Source organism: Streptomyces sp. NBC_01481, assembly GCF_026339995.1.
Taxonomy (GTDB): Bacteria; Actinomycetota; Actinomycetes; order Streptomycetales; family Streptomycetaceae; genus Streptomyces.
Window position 1 is genome coordinate 717,359 of sequence record NZ_JAPEPT010000003.1, and the last position, 18,767, is coordinate 736,125.

Sequence of the window (18,767 nt, forward strand, 5' to 3'; positions counted from 1 at the left end):
GATCGCCGCGAGCGCGGAGCACGCCGAGGCGGTCGCGATGGACCGCGCGCAGGCTGAGTGCACGACCGCCTCAGGGCGCCGAAAACACCTCGGACAGGTCGTAGCGCACCGGCTCCTCCAGTTGCGCGTACGTGCAGTCGGCGGGCTCGCGGTCCGGCCGCCAGCGGCGGAACTGCGCGGTGTGCCGGAAGCGGTCGCCCTCCATGTGGTCGTACGCGACCTCGACGACCCGCTCGGGCCGCAGCGCCACCCACGAGAGATCCTTCTTGCCCGTCCAGCGGCTCTGCGCGCCGGGGAGCCTGGCGCTCTCATGGGCGCTCTCCTCCGCCCACGCCGCCCACGGATGGCCCTCCGGCGGATCCATCCGCAGCGGCTCCAGCTCCTCGATCAGCTCCTCGCGCACCTTCATGGAGAACGCCGCGCAGACGCCGACGTGCTGTAGGGCGCCCGATGCGTCATGGAGGCCGAGGAGCAGCGAGCCGACGATCGGTCCGCTCTTGTGGAAGCGGTAGCCCGCCACGACGACATCCGCAGTCCGCTCGTGCTTGATCTTGAACATGAGCCGGGCGTCGGGCCGGTAGGGCAGATCCAGCGGCTTGGCGACGATCCCGTCGAGCCCCGCGCCCTCGTACCGCTCGAACCACTCCTGCGCCAGCGCGACGTCGGTGGTGGCGGGCGCCAGATGCACCGGCGGTGCGGCATCGGCCAGCGCGGCTGCCAGCGTGGTGCGCCGCACCGCGAGCGGGGCGTCCAGCAGGGCCTCGTCACCGAGCGCGAGCAGATCGAAGGCGACGAAGCTCGCGGGCGTCTGCTCGGCGAGCATCCGCACCCGGGAATCGGCCGGGTGAATGCGCTCGGTGAGCTTGTCGAAGTCGAGGCGCCCCTCGTGGGCGATGACGATCTCGCCGTCGACGACACAGCGGACCGGAAGGTTGGCCAGCAGTTCGGCGACCAGCTCGGGGAAGTAGCGCGTGAGCGGCTTGCCGGTCCTGGAGCCGATGACCAGCTCGTCGCCGTCCCGGTGGACGATCGCCCGGAAGCCGTCCCATTTGGCCTCGTACTGCATGCCGGGCGGGATCTTCTTGACCGACTTGGCCAGCATCGGCTTCAGGGGCGGCATCACAGGCAGATCCATACGGCGATTGTCCGGTATGCGGGGAATCTCGGCACGGCCTACGCTGGCGGGCATGGCCGGAGCTATCGAGCTGGAAGTGGGGGAGCGGACCGTACGCGTGTCCAATCCCGACAAGATCTACTTCCCCGAGCCCGGCTACACCAAGCTGGACATGGTCCGCTACTACCTCGCCGTCGGCGACGGCATCACCCGCGCCCTGCGCAATCGGCCGACCACCCTGGAGCGCTACCCCGACGGGGTGACCGGCGAGTCGTTCTTCCAGAAACGCGCCCCCAAGTACCTGCCCGACTGGATCCCGACCGCCCACATCACCTTCCCCAGCGGCCGGTCCGCGGACGAGATGTGCCCGACGGAACCCGCCGCCGTGCTGTGGGCGGCCAACCTCGGGGCCGTCACGTTCCACCCCTGGCCCGTACGCCGCGAGGACACCGACCACCCCGACGAACTGCGGATCGACCTCGACCCGCAGCCCGGCACCGACTACGCCGACGCCGTGCGCGCCGCCCACGAACTGCGCGCCGTACTGGACGAGGCCGGACTGCGCGGCTGGCCCAAGACGTCGGGCGGACGCGGCATCCACGTCTTCGTACCGATCGAGCCGCTGTGGACCTTCACCCAGGTCAGGCGGGCCGCGATCGCCGTCGGCCGGCAGCTGGAGCGCCGCATGCCGGACCGGGTGACCATCAAGTGGTGGAAGGAGGAGCGCGGCGAGCGGATCTTCGTCGACTACAACCAGACAGCCCGGGACCGCACCATCGCCTCCGCCTACTCCGTGCGGCCGCGCCCGCATGCCCCGGTCTCCGCGCCGCTGCGCTGGGAGGAGATCGACGACGCTGTGCCGCAGGACTTCGACATCAGGACGATGCCCGCGCGGTACGTCGAGGTCGGCGATGTGCACGCGGACATGGACGACCACCGGTTCAGCCTGGAGAGTCTGCTGGAGGTGGCCCGCAAGGACGAGGCGGAGCACGGCCTCGGCGATCTGCCTTACCCGCCGGAGTATCCGAAGATGCCGGGCGAGCCCAAGCGCGTACAGCCCAGCAGGGCCCGGCACGACGACGCCTGAGCGCGCCGCGCCGGGCCCCTCGGCTACAGCTCCTTGACGCGGATGTTGCGGTAGGAGATCACATCGGTCGTGCCGTGGACCTGGAGTCCGATGTAGCCGGAGGCGTACCGCCGGCCGTCCGTGCCCGGGTCGTCGCCCCGCGGCGGGACGAACTCCTGGCCTCCGGCATTGTCGAACTCATTGATCAGCACGCCGTTGCGGTAGACCGAGTAGTGCTGGCCGACCACCCGGATCTCGTAGTCGTTCCAGGTGCCCTTCGGCGTCACACCCGCGCCGCCGAGGCCCACCCGGTCGAAGCCGTAGACCGAGCCGGTCTTGTACATGTCGCCGTCCGGCCGGTCCAGAACCTGCACCTCGTGGCCGTACTTGATGGCGACCCACTCGGGACGCGGCTCCTCGGGATTGTCGTGGACGTACGGGAAGCGCACGAAGACACCGCTGTTGGCGTTGCCGGTGCCCGGCGCGTCGTCGCGCCACTGGAGCTTCAGCGAGAAGTCCCCGTACCGCCGCTGCGGGAACCACAGCATGCCCAGGCCGCCTCTGGTGGTGCCGCTGGTCATCGACCCGTCGGGGCCCAGCCCGAACGAACCGCCGCCCACGTGCTGCCACTTGGCGAACGAGGCCTGTGTGCCGTCGAACAAATCGCGGTAGCCGGTGTTCTGGCCCGGCTTGCCGATGCCGGACTGCTTGGCCGCCCGGTAGATATTCGTGTGCTCGCGCTGGTCGATCACGCCGTCGGCGAGCAGCTGGTCGAGGACCTTGTCGACGTGCTTGAGGAACAGCGCGTGCGAGGACCAGTCCTTCTCGTCCTCGATCAGCTCGTTGATGGTGCAGCGGCTGCGGGTGACACGGTTGGGCACACCCGTGTCGACCGTACCCACGATCACCGTCAACCGCTCGTCGAACTCCGGGCAGTTGGGCGCCGGGACGCCGCCGCCCTCGGCGATCGTAAACGTCACCTTCTGCGCGGCCGAGGTGTTGCCCGCCTTGTCGGTGGCCCGGTGCAGGAGGGTGTGGAAGCCGACCCGGTCGACGATGACGGGCGTGGAGTACGCGAGATAGGGACCGCCGTCGAGGGAGTACTCGACCTTGTCGACCCCGGATTCCGCGTCGCTCGCGGTGACGGTCACCTTGGCGCTCGTGATGTACGCGCCGTCGGAGTTCTGCCTGCCACTCACCGCGGCCGCGGTCTGCGGCGGATTCTTGTCCTCGGCGGGCGGTGTGACGACGGTGAAGTCCACGGACTTCTCCGGGGCCGCGTTGCCCGCCTTGTCGGTGGCCTTGTAGCGGACCTTGTGCGTGCCCGCATCGTGCACCATCACCGGGGCGGTGTACGGCTGCCAGGCCCCGCTCGCGCCGATCGCGTACTCGATGGTGTTGACGCCCGAGCCGGTGTCGGACGCGGTCACGGTGACCGTGGCCATGCCCAGATACTGGCCCTGCTCGTTCTTCTCGCCGCTGACCGTCGCCGAAGTCTCGGGCGGGGTCTTGTCGTCGGTCGGCGGGGCGACGACCGCGAAGTCGACCGCCTTCTCCGCGGCGACGTTGCCTGCCTTGTCACGGGCCCGGTAGCGGATCTTGTGCGTGCCGACCTTGTTCACCACGACGGGCGCGGTGTACGGCTGCCAGGGGCCGTCGGCTCCGACCGCGTACTCGGTCCTGTCCACACCCGAACCCGCGTCGGTCGCGGCGACGGTCACGGTGGCCTGGCCGACGTACGCGCCGTCGGCGTTCTTGTCACCGTCGACCTTCGCGGAGGTCTCCGGCGGCGTGGTGTCCTCGCCGCCGCCCTCGGTGACGGTCAGGATGCCCTGCATCGCGCCATGGCCGGGGATGGTGCAGTGGAAGCGGTACCGGCCGGGGGTGAGGGTGACTTCGGCGGTGTGCTTGCCGCCCTGGTCGTCGTTGGGGTTGGCGAGGATGTTCAGCGGTACGTCGTTGTTGTACTCGGGATCGGAGACGTCGAAGGTCAGCGTGTGCGGCATTCCCATGGTGTTGCCGGTCGCCGCGCTGTTCTCGAAGACGATGGTCGTCCTGCCCGCCACGGCAGTGGCCGGGAACGACGCGTACTTCTCGATCGAGTCGCCGGCCGTCCAGGTGAGGACTTGGCCCGCGGCCACATCGTCGCTCTGCCCGTAGGCGACCGCCGACATCAGGCCGAGGACCATCGTCAGCGCGGCCACCACGGCCGTCCAGAAACTCGCCGTTCTGTGTTTCACGGGTCTCACCGCGCCGCCTTCCGTGCCAGCTTGTCGGCGGACGGGGTCGGCTCGCCGCCCTTGTAGGTGACGTGCCACAGTGCCGACTTGGTGTCGGAGGTGAAGAATCCGCGGCCGTAGTCCAGGACATAGAGCGAGCCGTCGGGGGCGAACTTCCAGTCCATGAGATTGCGGATGCCGTCCGTCCCGACGGGGATGATCTTCTTCAGGGACTCGGCGTGCACCGGAATCCCGCCCTTGCCGACGGTCTTGGGGTCGGTCAGGACCGCGTGCCGCGGCTGGTCGCCGTCGTAGAAGTCGCCGACGAACCACTTCCCGTCCCAGTACGAGGGCCACTTGTCCTTGCTGGTGCTCGCCGCGTCATAGCGGTAGACCGGGCCGTTCATGGTCGCCTGGCCGCCGCCCTTGAGCCACGGCATGAGGATCTTCTGCTCCTCCGTCTTGTAGCTGGGAATGCCATTGGCGTCCCGCGGATAGTCCACACCGCCGCCCTGCGGCGAGTACCAGATGGTGTTGGAGGTGACCGGCGGCAGATTCACCAGGCCGTCGTTGTTCGGGGACTCGTTCTTCGGGGCGTCGCAGTTGTACCAGCCGAGCGGCTTGCCCGGATCGGGCAGATTGCGGTCCCGGTAGGGCTGCTTGTTGCCCATGCAGTACGGCCAGCCGTGGTTGCCCGACGTGGTGATGGCGGAGAAGGTGTCGTACTTCGCCGGGCCCCAGGTCGTGCTCGGTGCGCCCGCGTCCGGACCGACCCAGCCCGCGTACAGAATGTCCGTCGACTTGTCGACGAAGATACGTGCCGGGTTGCGCACGCCCATCACATAGATCTCGCCGCGGGTCTTGCCGCCGCCCTCGTCCTGCTCCCTGCCCGTGAACAGGTTCCCTGCCGGGAGCGTGTACGTCCCGTCGTCCTCGGGATGGATCCGCAGGATCTTGCCGTTGAGGTTGTTGGTGTTGCCCGCGGTGCGGCGCGCGTCCGCGAAGGACACGCCCTTGAAGTTCGGCTGGGGGTTGTTGCCGGAGTAACCGCCGCTGAAACCCGAGGAGTTGTTGTCCCCGGTGGCGATGTAGAGATTCTCCTTCGAGTCCCACGCCATACCGCCGCCCGCGTGGCAGCAACTGTGGATCTGCACCGGCCACTTGAGCAGTACCTTCTCGGAGGCGAGATCCAGCTTGTCGGCAGCCAGGTCGAGCGTGAAGCGCGAGACGCGTCGCTCGGCCATATGCGTGTCGCGGTTGATCTGCGCATGCGGCGTGTAGTGCAGATACACCCAGCCGTTGGTCATGAAGCCGGGGTCCAGCTCGATACCGAGCAGCCCCTCCTCGACCTTGATCAGCTCATCGCCGCCGCCCTTGTTGCCGAAGACGGTGAGCGCCCCGGCGAGGGTGACCTTCCTGGTCTTCGGATCGTAGACATGGATCTCGCCCAGGCCCTTGCCGATGTCGGGGTTGTTCCAGTCGGTGACGACGGGCTTGCTGGAGTCGGCCCCGCCGCGGCCGATGTAGAGCACCCGCCCGTCGGGGGCCGTCACCAGGCCGTGCGGCTCGCCGATCTGGTCGTTCTGCCCGGGCTGGTTGGGCCGGGTGACACGCTCGGCGGTGTAGTTGGCGTTGATGGTGGCCTTGCAGTCGGCGCGCGAGAGGCGGGTGGTCCAGGCGAGGGCGCCGCGCAGATGGTCGCGGAAGTCGGTCTCGGCGAAGCTGTCGACCGTACCGCCCATGCCGGTGTAGAAGGAGCGGCCGCCGTCGTAGTCACGGCACCAGGAGACGGGGTGGTCCCAGCCGTTGGCGCCGGCGGCGGGCTTGTACGAACTCTCCTTGACCCGGGCCACGGTGTGCACGCTGCCGGACGGGTTCACCGCCCAGTTGAACCAGGCGTCGGGCCGCTTCCACTGCAGCGGAAGCGACGCGGTGGCCGGATGCCGGCGGTCGCCGACCTCGACGACCGCGCGTTGCACCGTGCTCGGTGCGCCGGCCGGCCGGGCGCCGATCAGCCCGGTGAACCAGTCGGAGTACGGCTCGGTGCGCGCCGCGTCATGAATGCCGACGAAGCCTCCGCCGGCCTCCAGATGCGACTCCAGCCCGGCCTCCTGCTCCGGGTCGAGCACATCGCCGCCGCCGGTCAGGAAGACGACCGCGTTGTACTTGCCGAGCCTGGTGGCATCGGTGAAGACGGCGGCGTCGTCCGTGGCCTCGGTCGTGAACCGGCCCGCGTCGGGCCCGGTCCGGCCGATGGTCTCGATCGCCGCGATACCCGCGTCGACGGTCGGCGACTCGGCGGTGGCCGAGGCGTGGAAGACGAGGACTTTCACGTTCTGGCCGCCCGGGGGCGACGGTAAGGACAACGTTGTCGACGGCGGTTCCGGATCGGTCCTGGCCGAGGCGACATCGCCGCCGCCGAGCAGGGACACGGTCAGTGCGCCGACCCCAAGGGCCGCCGCCAGACCGTTTCTTCGGGATCTCGACCTGTGATGTGGTGTGCGCTGCATGTGGTCACCCACCCCTCTGTGGTCACAACAACAGCCTTGGAAACTAGACCCCTTTTCGTGGTTCGCCAAGAGAAAAGACCGCAATGGCACGAACTTTGTCCTGGGCGTGGATAAACGAAGATCACCGGGTTACCGTGGCGCCGTCCCCGGGGTCACCTGTGCCAAATCCGTACCCCGTCAATCTCCGTACAGGACTGGAGAGTTCGGCATGGACAGACGGAGCTTCAACCGGCGGCTGCTGGCGGGAAGCGCGGTGGCGGCGACGGGCGTGACATCGTTATCCCTTGCCTCCGCCCAGAGCGCGACGAGCGCGCCGTCGGCGCCGGGCGCACCGAGGACCGCCCCGGCGGGCGGCCAGATACGCCATCTCAAGCTGTACGCCGAGAAGTTGACGGACGGTCAGATGGGCTACGGCCTGGAGAAGGGGAAGGCCTCGATCCCGGGCCCGCTCATCGAGCTGATCGAGGGCGACACGCTGCACATCGAGTTCGAGAACACCATGGACGTTCCGGTCAGCCTGCACCCCCACGGCGTGGACTACGACATCGCCAACGACGGCACCCGGATGAGCAAGAGCCATGTCGAACCGGGAGCCACGCGCACGTACACCTGGCGCACGCACGCCCCGGGCAGGCGCGCCGACGGCACCTGGCGCCCCGGCAGCGCGGGCTACTGGCACTACCACGACCATGTGGTGGGCACGGACCACGGCACCGGCGGCATCCGCAAGGGTCTCTACGGTCCGCTGGTGGTCCGCAGGAAGGGCGACATCCTCCCGGACAAGCAGTTCACGATCGTCTTCAACGACATGACGATCAACAACAAGCCGGCGAGCGCGAGCCCCAACTTCCGTGCCACGGTGGGCGATCGCGTCGAGATCATCATGATCACGCACGGCGAGTACTACCACACCTTCCATATGCACGGCCATCGCTGGGCGGACAACAGGACCGGTCTGCTGGAGGGTCCGGAGGATGTCAGCTGCGTCATCGACAACAAGATCACGGGCCCGGCGGACTCCTTCGGCTTCCAGGTTGTCGCGGGCGAAAGCGTGGGGGCGGGCGCGTGGATGTACCACTGCCACGTCCAGAGCCACTCCGACATGGGTATGGCCGGGCTGTTCCTGGTGGCAAAGCCGGACGGGACGATTCCCGGGTACGAGCCGCACCACCCGGTCGGTGCCGGGCGGGAAGCCGACTCCGACGCCGAGGCGGGCGGGCACAGCCACTAAGACTGCGCCATATGGGTGAACGCGGTCGCTGACGTCTCCGCCGTACGGGCCTTCCGTGTTCGTCCGCTTTGCGACGCCGCGCGGGGTCGCAAAGCCGGAGTTATGCTGCATCCAAGGCGAACTGAACCGGGAAAGGCTGATACTCCAGCGACTGTGGCGGCCATCGTGAGAGCTTGGAACATCTGGGCATTCAGCGTCGGCGTCGTGGCAGCCCGGAGGTGTGCACGACGGGTCACCCGTCCGCCGGGCGCCCCCGACAGTGGCAGTGCGTCATGGCCGGGATGATCGAGGACTATGCCGTCGTCGGTGATCTGGAGACGGCAGCCCTCATCAGCCGCGACGGGGCGATCGACTGGTTGTGTGTGCCCCGCTTCGATTCTCCGGCCTGCTTCGCCGCGCTTATCGGGGGCCCCGGCAACGGGTTCTGGCGCATCGCGCCCGTCGGCAGGCGTCAGTGCAACCGCCGGTCGTACCGCGGCGACACCCTGGTGCTGGATTCCATCTGGGACTCGGTCGACGGCGCGGTGAGCGTCACCGACTTCATGCCTCCGCGTGCCGATCTGCCCCATGTCGTGCGCATCGTGGAAGGTCTCTCCGGGACCGTGGCCATGCGCGGAGAACTGAGGCTCCGGTTCAACCACGGCCGTGTCGTTCCCTGGACGCGCACCCGCGGCACCTACGTCGTCTCGGTCGCCGGGCCCGACTCCGCATGGCTGAGCGCCGACCAACGGGTGGATGTGCGCGCCACCGACGACTGCACCTATTTCGATTTCACCGTCCGGGAAGGCGAGACTCTCGCCTTCATGCTCAGTTGGTCACCCTCGCACATGCCGGTCCCGCCGCTCGTCGACCCGGCGACCGCGCTGCTGGAAACGCTCGATTTCTGGGAGCGCTGGACGGCGAAGTGCCGCTACCAGGGGCCCTGGCGGGACGCTGTGGTGCGCTCCCTGATCACGTTGAAGGCGCTGACCTACGCCCCCACCGGGGGTATCGTCGCCGCGGCCACCACGTCCCTGCCCGAGAGCATCGGCGGAGAGCGGAACTGGGACTACCGGTTCTGCTGGCTCCGCGATTCCACTCTCACCCTCTCCTGCCTGCTGCGCAGCGGTTTCCGGGAGGAGGCCGTGTCCTGGAGGGACTGGCTGCTGCGCGCCATCGCGGGGGATCCGGCGGACCTGCAGACGCTTTACGGTGTGGGGGGGCAGCGCCGGCTGCCGGAAGAATCGTCGGCCTTGTGGCTGCCCGGCTACGAGGGCTCGGAGCCGGTCCGCTTCGGGAACGCGGCGGTGGGGCAGTTCCAGCTCGACGTCTACGGCGAGGTGCTGGACGCCTTGTACATGGCTCTGCGCTCCGGTGTTCCGATGGAACGCCATGTCTGGAGCCTCGTCGACGCGTTCATGAGGTACCTCGAAGAGCACTGGCGCGAGCCCGATGAGGGACTGTGGGAGGTACGCGGGCCACGGCGGCAGTTCGTCCACTCCAAGATCATGTGCTGGGTGGCCGCCGACCGCGCCCTGCGGATGTGGAAGCTGGCCGGGCGCACCGACAACGTCGAGCGGTGGCGGGCCATGCGCAAAGAGGTCCACCGGGAGGTGTGCCGGGACGGCTGGAACGAGGAGAAGGGGTCCTTCGTGCAGTACTACGGGGCCCATGTGCTCGATGCCTCAGCGCTGCTGATCCCCAGAGTCGGCTTCCTTCCGGTTCACGATCCCAGGGTGCTCGGCACTGTCGAGGCGGTCAGGACGCTGGATCACCACGGCTTTCTGCGTCGCTACGCCAGCAGGGACCACGAGGTGAACGACGTGGACGGGCTGCGTGGCTCGGAGGGTGCGTTCCTGGCCTGTTCGATGTGGATGGCCGATGCGCTGGCCGTCACCGGGCGCCAGGACGAGGCCTGCGCGGTGTTCGAGAGAGTGCTGGACGTGCGTAACGACGTGGGGCTGCTCTCCGAGGAGTGGGATCCGGTGACCCGCCGCCAACTCGGCAACACACCACAGGCGTTCAGCCACATCGCGCTGGTCAACACGGCCTTCACCCTGCGGGAGACGGCACAGGGTCATAGTCCGGCCGGAGAGTAGCCGGATAGGGCCAGGCGTCCCAGGCGTCAGGGCCGCATGTGCAGTTCGAACCGCTCGACGAACTCCGAAAGCGTCTCGTTGAGCCTGTCGATGTCCTCATCGCTGTTCTTGGCGGTGACCTGGATGCGGACTCCCACCCGGTCGCGCTGGACGAGCGGATACGCCGCCAGCGTGACGTAGATCCCGTGGTCCCAGAGGAATTGCGCGGCCGCATCCAGGTCCGAGCCGTCGGCGAGGGGAATCTCGATGACGGGCAGCCCGCTGGTGTTGGGCGTGAAGACACCAAGGGCGTTGACATGGTCCAGGACGCGCATCGTCTTGCGGTGCAGATCGGCGCGGATGGCGTCGCCCCGCCGGTCGTTGACATCCAGGCCGGCGAGCGCACTGGCCAGCGAGGCGGTCGGTGAGGGGCCGGAGTAGAGATACGGTGCGGCGGCGACCTTGAGATGGTCCTTCAGCCATGTCGGCAGGGCCAGGAACGCCAGCAGCGACGAGTACGCCTTGGAGAATCCGCCGACCAGGATGACGTCGTCGTACGTCTCGCCGAGATGGCGGACGATGCTGTTGCCGCGGGAGCCGTACGGGGACGTCTCGTCGGCGCGGCGTTCGCCGATGACCCCGAAGCCGTAAGCGTCGTCGATGTACATCAATGCGTCCCGCGCCCGGCAGACGCCTGCCAGTTCCGCCAGATTGGGCACGTTCCCGGTCATGCCGTCGACCCCGTCCAGGCACACCAGCCGGGAGGAATCCGTCGGGGCGGCGCGCAGCAGAGCATCGAGTTCGTCCGGCCGGTCGGCGTGGAACCGCTGCACCGTGGCGCCGTGTCCCCGGGCGACCAGGCATCCGTCGTAGACCGTGCGATGTGCGCGTGCCTCGATGAAGATGTGGCCCTCGCCGCCGATCACCGGGATCACGGAGGCGTGGATGAGGGTGATGGTCGGTAGCAGCAACGTGTCCGGCGCGTCCAGCAGTTCGGTGAGCCGCTCCTCGATCTCCGGGTAGAGGCTGGGACTGCCGCCCAGCCGCGACCAGCTCGCGTGGGTGCCCCAACGCTGAATCTGTGGCTCGATCGCGTCCATGATCTCGGGGTCGAGGTCGAAGCCCAGAAAGTTGGATGACGCGAAGTCGATGAGCCAGTGGTCACCGCAGCGCACGTGCCGGCCGCGGACCTCGTCGACGACCGCATCGCACATCGGGCTGGAACGCCGCAGGTGTTCGAGATCTCCCCAACGTGGGTCGCGTCGCACGTCGCTGGGTGTCAGTGTCTTCCGTGCGGGATCCTCGTCCACCGGGCCTTCGGCACCGGTCGACGAGCGCGGGCTGACGTCGGCGGTGCTCTGGCGAATGCGGGTCGTCCGACGCGTCGCCGTGCTGTTGATCAGCCGTGGTGCTTGGTGTTCGCTGGCGCTTCTCAGGAGTTGTTCGCCCTGGTCCGCTGTCATCGGGCGGGCGAACAGATATCCCTGCCCGAACCGGCAGCCCATGGCTGCCAGCCGGTCTCGCTGCTCCACCTCTTCGATACCTTCGGCTATGACCTGAAGGCCGAGGGTGTCGGCAATGCGCACAATGCCTTCGACCAGAGCGACTTGCTGGTCGTCGACGCCGATGTCGTCGATGAAGGACTTGTCGACTTTGAGCACGTCGATCGGGAATTCGCGGAGATAACTGAGCGACGAGAAGCCGGTGCCGAAGTCGTCGATCGCCATCCCCACGCCGAGTTCCTTCAGCGTCCTCATCACCGAACGTATCTGATCGTCCCGATTCATGAGGACGGTCTCCGTCAACTCCAGCACCAGCGAACCGCTCGCCAGGCCGGACGTGTCGAGGACGCGGCGCACCTGATCGAGGAACCCTGGGTCGCGGAACTGGCGGGCGGACACGTTGACGTTGATGTTCAGGGGCTCCGGACGTGGCACCGCCTGCTGCCAGTGGGCCACGTGGGCGGCGGCGTGTTCGAGCACCCAGGCGCCGAGCGGCATGATGTGCCCGGTCTCCTCGGCGAGCGCGATGAACTGGTCGGGAGGCACGAGGCCGCGCCTGTCCTGCGGCCAGCGGATCAGCGCTTCGAAGCCGGCGACCTCGCCGGTGGGGATCTCGACAATGGGCTGATAGCGCACATGGAACGCCTCGGCGGCGATGGCGCTTTCGAGGCTCGCCTGGAGTTCGTGCCGCTCCAGCATTCCGGTGTACAACTGCGCCCGGTAGGTGCGCCACTGCCGCTTCCCGGCCGTTTTCGCCGCATACAGGGCCAAGTCGGCATGTTCGAGCAGTTCTTCCGCGTTGGCGCTGTCCTGCGCGCTGGCTATGCCCACGCTGGCCGAGAGGCTGATCATTCCGCTCGAGAGCCGGAACGGCTGGGTGAGACTCTGGATTATCTGTTGGGCGAGCACTTCCGCGGCTGCCGGTTCCTTCGCACCCTCCATGAGCACCGCGAACTCGTCACCCCCCAGGCGCGATGCCGTGTCACTGACCCGCAGTGTTCCGGTCAACCGCCGTGCCACGGCGATGAGGAGTTCGTCCCCGACCGAGTGGCCCCTCGTGTCGTTGACCACCTTGAAGTCGTCCAGGTCCACGAACAGTACGCAGGTGAGGGTGGAAGCCCGGCGTCCGCGCAGCAGTGCCCGCTCGATCCGCTCCAGCAGGAGCACACGGTTGGGGAGGCCGGTGAGCGCGTCGTGGAAGGCGCGGTAGGTGAGTTCCTGCTCCAGTTTGCGCTGCTCGGTCACGTCGCGCAGGGTGAGGACCAGTCCGTGGACGGTCTGGTCGTGCCGCAGGTTGCTGCATCGGACCTCCACATCGATGCGTCCCCCGCCCTGCTGCAGGACCTGCCAGTCGTTGCGGCTGTCCAGGTCGTCCTCGGTGCGCATCCGCGCCAGGGACTCCATCGCCCGCTCGCTGTCCTGGTCCGCCACGAGTTCGCCGAGTCCCACCCCATAAAGGGGGGACCGGCCGAACATCCCCTCGGCGGACGGGCTCGCGTACTTGATGGTGTTGTCGTCGTCGAGGATCAGGATCACGTCCGAGGCGTTGTGCACGAGGGTGCGGAAGTACGCCTCGCTGTTACGGCGGTTGACCTCCTTGCCGAGCGCGACGCGTTCGACCGCCAGCGCGACCTGCGAGGCCAGGGTCTCGAAGGACCCCCACAATTCCGCCAGGCTCTGCTCCGGCCCCGCCACGACCAGAGCACCGACCAGCGCGTCACCGGTCGGACGGTCGGGGAAAGACAGGGGACACAGCAGGGCGTTCGGCAGGTCCCCCAACTCGGAGGCTGCGGACTGACCGAGGTCCTCGAGCTTCACGACCTGCGTCTCACGGGCGAGGAATGCGGGCAGCCACGCTTCGGCCGTCTCGTCGGCCCAGTCGAGGCGCCAGTCCCAGAGGCGCGATGTCGTACGCACGCTGTGGAGCCTGGACTCGCCGGTGTCGGTGGTCAGCAGGACGGCCTCGTGGGGCGTCCGCGCTCGGAAGAGCAGGTCCGCCGTTCCCTGGACCGAATTCGCGATCTCCTTCACGCTGGCCGCCGCCACCAGCGACGCGGCCCCCTCCCGAAGGCCCCGTTCGCGGCTCATTGCCTTCAAGTGGACTGGGACCAGGCCGGAAAGACGGGCCAGTACGAGCAGGAAGAGAACGGCCGAGAACACGGCGATGACAGCCCCGTCCTGGACTGAGCCGCCCAGGGCTTCGTACAGGAGCATCGTGGGAGCGACCAGCGCGGCCAGGGCGAGTATGACGAGCCGCCGGATGCGGATGACCGGCTGCCGCTCGGGCATTCGTGTCGTCAGTTCCACCATGGAGGGATGCAGCGCCGCCAGACCCCAGGCGGTGAAGAAGACCACCCAGCCCAGATCTATCGGGGTGCCGGCCTGCCAGGTTCCATTGAGCTGGAGACGTCCGTAGAAAACGTCGGAGACGAGCATGCCGAGCGTGCCGACGGTGAGGAGCTGGACCGCGGGGCTGCGCACATCGCCGGGAACGAGCAGACGCACGAGCATCGCCAGCATCAGTACGTCACCGAGCGGGTAGGCGATCGAAATCGCTCGCTGAATCCAGGTCATGTCGGCGGCCTGGGCATAAGGCGTGATCAGGTAGACCCAGGAAAGCAGCGCCAGGCCGGACACCAGGATCAACGCGTCCAGCAGATTCACGAGGCCCCGCCCCGTTGCGCGATACCGGATGAATCCGAACAGCCCGATGGCGAACAGCGGATACGTCGCCAGATAGAAGACGTCGGCCAGCGAGGGGAATGGATTCTGCTGGTTGAAGAAGGTGTTGAGGATGTTGTATGTGGTGTCGCCGGCGGTGAAGGTGAAGTTGGCGGCGGCGAGTACCAGCCACGGCCAGCTGTGGGTCGGCCGGTTGATCCGTATGCCCAGGAGAATGGCGCAAACGCCGAGGAGGCCGATGGCGGCCCAGGTGACGGTGTGACTGCTCGGGATCGTGAGGTACACGACGGTGAGCGGGATCACGAGTGCGAAGTAGCCGGCCATCAGGCGCTGGAACCGGGTCAATGCGAACCGCCTCCTACCACCTTCGGACACCCGGTACTGCACCGTTGTCTGCTGGGCAACGTCGGCCTGTTCGTTGGCTTTTTCGATGGTATGTCGGCTTTGGATGGGCGGCGACCGGAGGTCTAGCGATGCCCCGGGCCAGGCGTCGAGATCTTTCTCCGCCGGTCGGCCTTCATTGGGGTGTCTCGCCGGTTCTCGGTTGGGGTGGCATTTCTTCATCTTCGGCATAAATGGGACGTTTCCTTCTCGCCGCGTTCGTCCTATTTGGGTGAAATGTAATTCGCTATGGCGGATATCACACAAAAGGCGCCGAGTCTCGCCAACTCGGCGTTGTGCCATACGTCCTGAGGGTCAGTGAACTCGGCGATACGGGTGACAGGACAACGAAGGCGGTTGCGTGCCCGATTCGGCTCGCGCAGAGTCCAAGCCTTCAGCCCGCTTTTGCCCCGCGCAATGGCAGGCCTATTGCCTGATGTGGGGGGCGAAAGGTCATCCATTCATGCCCAGAAATTCGAGACACCGCCGCAAGCTGACCACCCGGACGAAGATTTCCGCCCTCGTGCTTTCCTTCGCGACCCTTGCCATGGGCAGCGCCGCATGGGCGGGCCAGTCGCGGACGTCGACCGAGGTGGTCGTCGACTCGCTGACCGTTTCTGCGGCACCGAGTGGCGGGCTGACGGCGACCGCGAAGGTTCATTCCGCTCGTACGCTCCGGGTGCAGGCCCTGACCGTCGCCGTACGCTCCGAGAGCGGCTCCCACTTCGACTTCCCCGGTGCGACCGCGACGAAGCTGAGCCCCTCGCCGACGACATTCACCTCCGGCAGCGCCGCACTCCCCGCCGGCACGTACACCGCCTTCGTCGCGTACAAGTACCGCGACACCTGGCACAACCTCTCGCCGGTCAAGACGTTCACTTCCGGCGCCACGGGTACGCCGACGCCCAGCCCGACGGCTTCCGCCTCCGCATCACCCAGCCCGAGCTCCAGTCCCAGCCCGAGCCCCACCCCGACTGCGTCGGCCCCGACGGCTCCGTCCCCCAGCCAGACCACGTCGACGACCGGCGCCGCGCCACTGGGTATCCCGGGCAGCTGGCGTCAGGTCTTCGGGGACGAATTCAACGGCACAAGCCTCGACAGCTCGAAGTGGAACCCGAACTGGCTGGGCTGCCCCACATGCACCACGAAGCCGGTCAATTCGGCGGAGCTGGGTGCCTATGCCCCGTCCCAGGTGAGCGTCAGCGGCGGCTCCCTGCACCTCAAGGCCGAGAAGCAGCAGACCACCGCAGCCGACGGCAAGACCTACGCCTACCGCTCCGGCCTGGTCGAGAGTGACGGCAAGGCCGAGTTCACCTACGGAGCCTTCGAGGCCAGGATCTACACCCCCGCGGCGTCCCCTGGGGCGATCGCCAACTGGCCCGCCTTCTGGACGGACGGGCAGAACTGGCCCGAGGACGGCGAAATGGACATCATGGAGGCCCTCGGCGGCGGCAAGGCCTGCTACCACTTCCACTCCCCGGCGGGCGGTCCGGGCGGCTGCGCCCCCGGTGACTTCACGGGATGGCACACCTACGGAGCCGAGTGGAAATCCGGAGTCGTCACGTACTACTACGACGGCAAGCAGGTGGGCCAGATCACGACCGGCATCACCTCGTCGCCGATGTTCCTGATCCTGAACAACGGCGTCTACAGCAGTCCGACGACCGTGACCCCGGCCGACATGATGACCGACTATGTGAGGGTCTGGCAGCACTGACCCGGAGACCCGACGTGCCCGGCCGTGTACCTCGCGGCCGGGCACGCCCATGTCCGGTCCGGTTCACCGGTCGCAGGGGCGAGGACGTGCCCATAGCATGAGTCACGGAAGGCGTTGCCGCCTATGACTCGTTGTGCCGTCCTGGGCATTCGCGGGCGGCTGCGTAAGTGCGGCATGGGTGGTCGGTTCGCAGTCAATAGAGGTGACCCGTGGGCCAATTGGACGGAACACAGGCTTCCACACGCGTGGTGCGCCTCCACCAGAGGATCGCGTCGCTTCGGCTGATGCCGCGCGCGCGTCGCATACTCGACGACACGATCGATCTGATCCGCCTGAGGCTCGATGTCCTGCCCGAGGGCCTGTATCAGCCGGTCCCGGGCCTACCAGTGCGGAAGGCGAGGCGGGCGGCCGGCAGCGGGTCGCGATGGGCGGCGATGGAGCCGGTCATCGAGCGGCTGGGCGTGAAGAGCGCGATGGATGTCGGCGCAAATGTCGGATACTTCCCGATCAAGCTCGCCAGTCGTGGGGTACCCGCGGTCGCGCTCGAGTCGGATCCGAGATTCGTTCGGACAACGACGACAGCCGTGCGACGAAACCAGCTGGACAACGTGGCGGTGATGGAGCTCGAGCTTCGACCCGACACACTCGACCTTCTGCCGGTGACCGACTGCACCCTCCTGCTGTCCCTCTGGCATCACCTGGTGCGGGACCAGGGCCTCGACACCGCCACCCACCTGCTTCAGGAGCTCTGGGCCCGGACCGGCAAGGTGATGTTCTTCGACACCGGCGAGGACGAGATGCCCGAGTCGTTCGGTCTTCCTCGTATGGTGCCGACGCCGGACGCCTGGCTCACGGAGTACCTGCAGAAGAACTGCGCCGGGGCGCGAATCGAACACCTCGGCCGCCATCGCGCCTTCGACGCCGCCGGACTCCCGACGGACCGGGCGCTCTTTGCCGTGATACGGGAACCGCAGTAGGGGGGCCGCGCGGCCCGGGATGGTGTGGCCGATCCCGCGTTGGCACAGGTGGGCGCGAGGCTTCGGAATGACCCTCTACGCGTCCTGGAAGCGGACCAGGCGTTTGACGGTGCCCTGAACACGTCGCTCGGCCGCTGAGATCGGAAGTCGTTCGCGGCGGTAGGTGGGAGACGAGAAGCCGACCGCCCCGAAACCCTCCTTGAAAGCCGCGAGAGAGGACCCCGGCCGGGACTCCCCCAAGTGGTAGTACCGGCAGCCCGCCGCGCACGCGTCCTCGATGGCGAGGCGGTGCAGCAGGGGATTCGCCTTCACGGGATGGGCGAGATCCCGGTTCATAGCGGCGCGCCAGCACCTGGCATGAGCGCCGTGCCGGAGAACCACAATGGCGGCGGCGGGCTCCCCGGCGCACGACGCGAGCCAGATCGCACATGATTCACCGAACCGGTCGGCAACGGCTTCCAGCCGCCGCCGTGGGAAGTCCCGGCTCCGGCGCCACCGGGCGAGGGCCATCGGCTCGTGCTGTTGCTGGGCCCAGCGCACCATGGCCTGTTCGTACAACTGGTAGAAAGCAGGCACGAGTCGGCCCGTGCGGTCGACCTCCACGTCGACCGACGACCGCTCGGCCCGGCGCACTTCGCGGCGGACATGCCTGCGAAAGCGCCGGTCCCAGACGGCATCGAAGCCGCCGTCCAGGTCCAGCACATGTGTCATGTGGTCCTCAGCCTGGAAGGTGCGCTGTGCGGCCGCTGCCCACACCGGGTGGGCGTCCGGTCCGAATCGGACACCGACCCGGAGTGCCGGGCGCCGCGCGAGGTCGTCGAAGACGACGCGGGCCTCCGTCTCGTCGGGCACCCCCGGGGACACCAGTGGTCCGCCGATGCCCCAGTCGGACGGCCACGAGTCCTCGGTGGCCAGCCATGGCGGCCGGCCCCGCCGCCGGGCCAGGGGGATCACGAGCCGGCGCCCGTCCTGGAATTCGTACAGTCGGCTGGCGTCCGCGTACGGTCCGGTCGCGCAGATGCAGTCGAGCCACGTCGGAGTCTGGCTGACCAGGGCGTTCTCATCGGCGTCTGCCAGCTGCCACCAGACCTCCCGCGGCGCGGGGCTGGTCACCCGCACGGGGCCCGACGCCGTGGTCACCGGGAGCACAACGGCTGAGTTCATGGCCTCCACCTGCTGACCGTGTGAGAGAGCGGGACGAGAAACCGGGGACGGAGTGCACAAACCGTGCCGCCTCATCCGAGCCTAGGCGGGGATGGGGCGCGAGGCCTCTCGGGACCGCGCCGGCCGCCGACGCCGTGCGCTAGTGGC

At 67.9% G+C, this 18,767-nt stretch carries 10 protein-coding genes; 5 read left to right on the forward strand and 5 right to left on the reverse strand.

Translation table 11 applies throughout. From position 1 onward, the window contains the following. Positions 1-70: 70 nt before the first annotated feature. A complete protein-coding gene (locus tag OOK40_RS19800) occupies positions 71-1,135 on the reverse strand; it encodes an ATP-dependent DNA ligase (protein WP_266483374.1) in 1,065 nt (354 codons plus the stop codon). A 52-nt stretch (positions 1,136-1,187) separates the two neighbouring features. On the opposite strand from OOK40_RS19800, the gene ligD reads away from it, so the two are divergent. Beyond that, the gene (ligD, locus tag OOK40_RS19805) at positions 1,188-2,201 is read left to right on the forward strand and encodes a non-homologous end-joining DNA ligase (protein ID WP_266483376.1); all 1,014 of its coding nucleotides are present in this window, start codon (positions 1,188-1,190) and stop codon (positions 2,199-2,201) included. 23 nt (positions 2,202-2,224) lie between these two features. On the opposite strand, the gene OOK40_RS19810 is transcribed toward ligD, so the two are convergent. Together OOK40_RS19810 and OOK40_RS19815 are read right to left on the reverse strand one after the other, a co-directional pair. Continuing rightward, positions 2,225-4,369 carry a family 16 glycoside hydrolase gene (locus OOK40_RS19810; RefSeq protein ID WP_266484465.1) on the reverse strand — a complete coding sequence of 715 codons (2,145 nt, stop codon included), beginning with the start codon at positions 4,367-4,369 and terminating at the stop codon, positions 2,225-2,227. A 56-nt stretch (positions 4,370-4,425) separates the two neighbouring features. After that, positions 4,426-6,909, reverse strand: coding sequence for a ThuA domain-containing protein (locus OOK40_RS19815; RefSeq protein ID WP_266483378.1), 2,484 nt, complete (start codon positions 6,907-6,909; stop codon positions 4,426-4,428). Between the two features lie 208 nt (positions 6,910-7,117). Between OOK40_RS19815 and OOK40_RS19820 the strand changes: the two genes are divergently transcribed. Beyond that, positions 7,118-8,140 carry a multicopper oxidase domain-containing protein gene (locus OOK40_RS19820; RefSeq protein ID WP_266483380.1) on the forward strand — a complete coding sequence of 341 codons (1,023 nt, stop codon included), beginning with the start codon at positions 7,118-7,120 and terminating at the stop codon, positions 8,138-8,140. Positions 8,141-8,412: 272 nt separating this feature from the next. Continuing rightward, complete coding sequence (locus tag OOK40_RS19825) at positions 8,413-10,218, forward strand: glycoside hydrolase family 15 protein (protein WP_266483382.1); 1,806 nt, start codon at positions 8,413-8,415, stop codon at positions 10,216-10,218. Positions 10,219-10,244: 26 nt separating this feature from the next. On the opposite strand, the gene OOK40_RS19830 is transcribed toward OOK40_RS19825, so the two are convergent. Beyond that, positions 10,245-14,726 carry an aminotransferase class I/II-fold pyridoxal phosphate-dependent enzyme gene (locus tag OOK40_RS19830; RefSeq protein WP_323136079.1) on the reverse strand — a complete coding sequence of 1,494 codons (4,482 nt, stop codon included), beginning with the start codon at positions 14,724-14,726 and terminating at the stop codon, positions 10,245-10,247. Positions 14,727-15,225: 499 nt separating this feature from the next. On the opposite strand from OOK40_RS19830, the gene OOK40_RS19835 reads away from it, so the two are divergent. Then, a complete protein-coding gene (locus OOK40_RS19835; protein WP_266483384.1) occupies positions 15,226-16,479 on the forward strand; it encodes a glycoside hydrolase family 16 protein in 1,254 nt (417 codons plus the stop codon). Between the two features lie 284 nt (positions 16,480-16,763). Beyond that, complete coding sequence (locus OOK40_RS19840) at positions 16,764-17,456, forward strand: hypothetical protein (protein ID WP_266483386.1); 693 nt, start codon at positions 16,764-16,766, stop codon at positions 17,454-17,456. 75 nt (positions 17,457-17,531) lie between these two features. Here the strand turns inward: OOK40_RS19840 and OOK40_RS19845 are convergent, their stop codons facing one another. After that, positions 17,532-18,620: a GNAT family N-acetyltransferase gene (locus OOK40_RS19845; protein WP_266483388.1), complete on the reverse strand. Its 1,089-nt coding sequence runs from the start codon at positions 18,618-18,620 to the stop codon at positions 17,532-17,534. Between the last annotated feature and the right edge of the window lie 147 nt (positions 18,621-18,767).

What these genes read in the sequence shown, in the direction of transcription:
- OOK40_RS19800 (WP_266483374.1), bottom strand. Translation starts at nt 1,135, where the DNA reads ATGGATCTGCCTGTGATGCCGCCCCTGAAGCCGATGCTGGCCAAGTCG.
- ligD (WP_266483376.1), top strand. Translation starts at nt 1,188, where the DNA reads ATGGCCGGAGCTATCGAGCTGGAAGTGGGGGAGCGGACCGTACGCGTG.
- OOK40_RS19810 (WP_266484465.1), bottom strand. Translation starts at nt 4,369, where the DNA reads ATGGTCCTCGGCCTGATGTCGGCGGTCGCCTACGGGCAGAGCGACGAT.
- OOK40_RS19815 (WP_266483378.1), bottom strand. Translation starts at nt 6,909, where the DNA reads ATGCAGCGCACACCACATCACAGGTCGAGATCCCGAAGAAACGGTCTG.
- OOK40_RS19820 (WP_266483380.1), top strand. Translation starts at nt 7,118, where the DNA reads ATGGACAGACGGAGCTTCAACCGGCGGCTGCTGGCGGGAAGCGCGGTG.
- OOK40_RS19825 (WP_266483382.1), top strand. Translation starts at nt 8,413, where the DNA reads ATGGCCGGGATGATCGAGGACTATGCCGTCGTCGGTGATCTGGAGACG.
- OOK40_RS19835 (WP_266483384.1), top strand. Translation starts at nt 15,226, where the DNA reads ATGCCCAGAAATTCGAGACACCGCCGCAAGCTGACCACCCGGACGAAG.
- OOK40_RS19840 (WP_266483386.1), top strand. Translation starts at nt 16,764, where the DNA reads ATGCCGCGCGCGCGTCGCATACTCGACGACACGATCGATCTGATCCGC.
- OOK40_RS19845 (WP_266483388.1), bottom strand. Translation starts at nt 18,620, where the DNA reads ATGAACTCAGCCGTTGTGCTCCCGGTGACCACGGCGTCGGGCCCCGTG.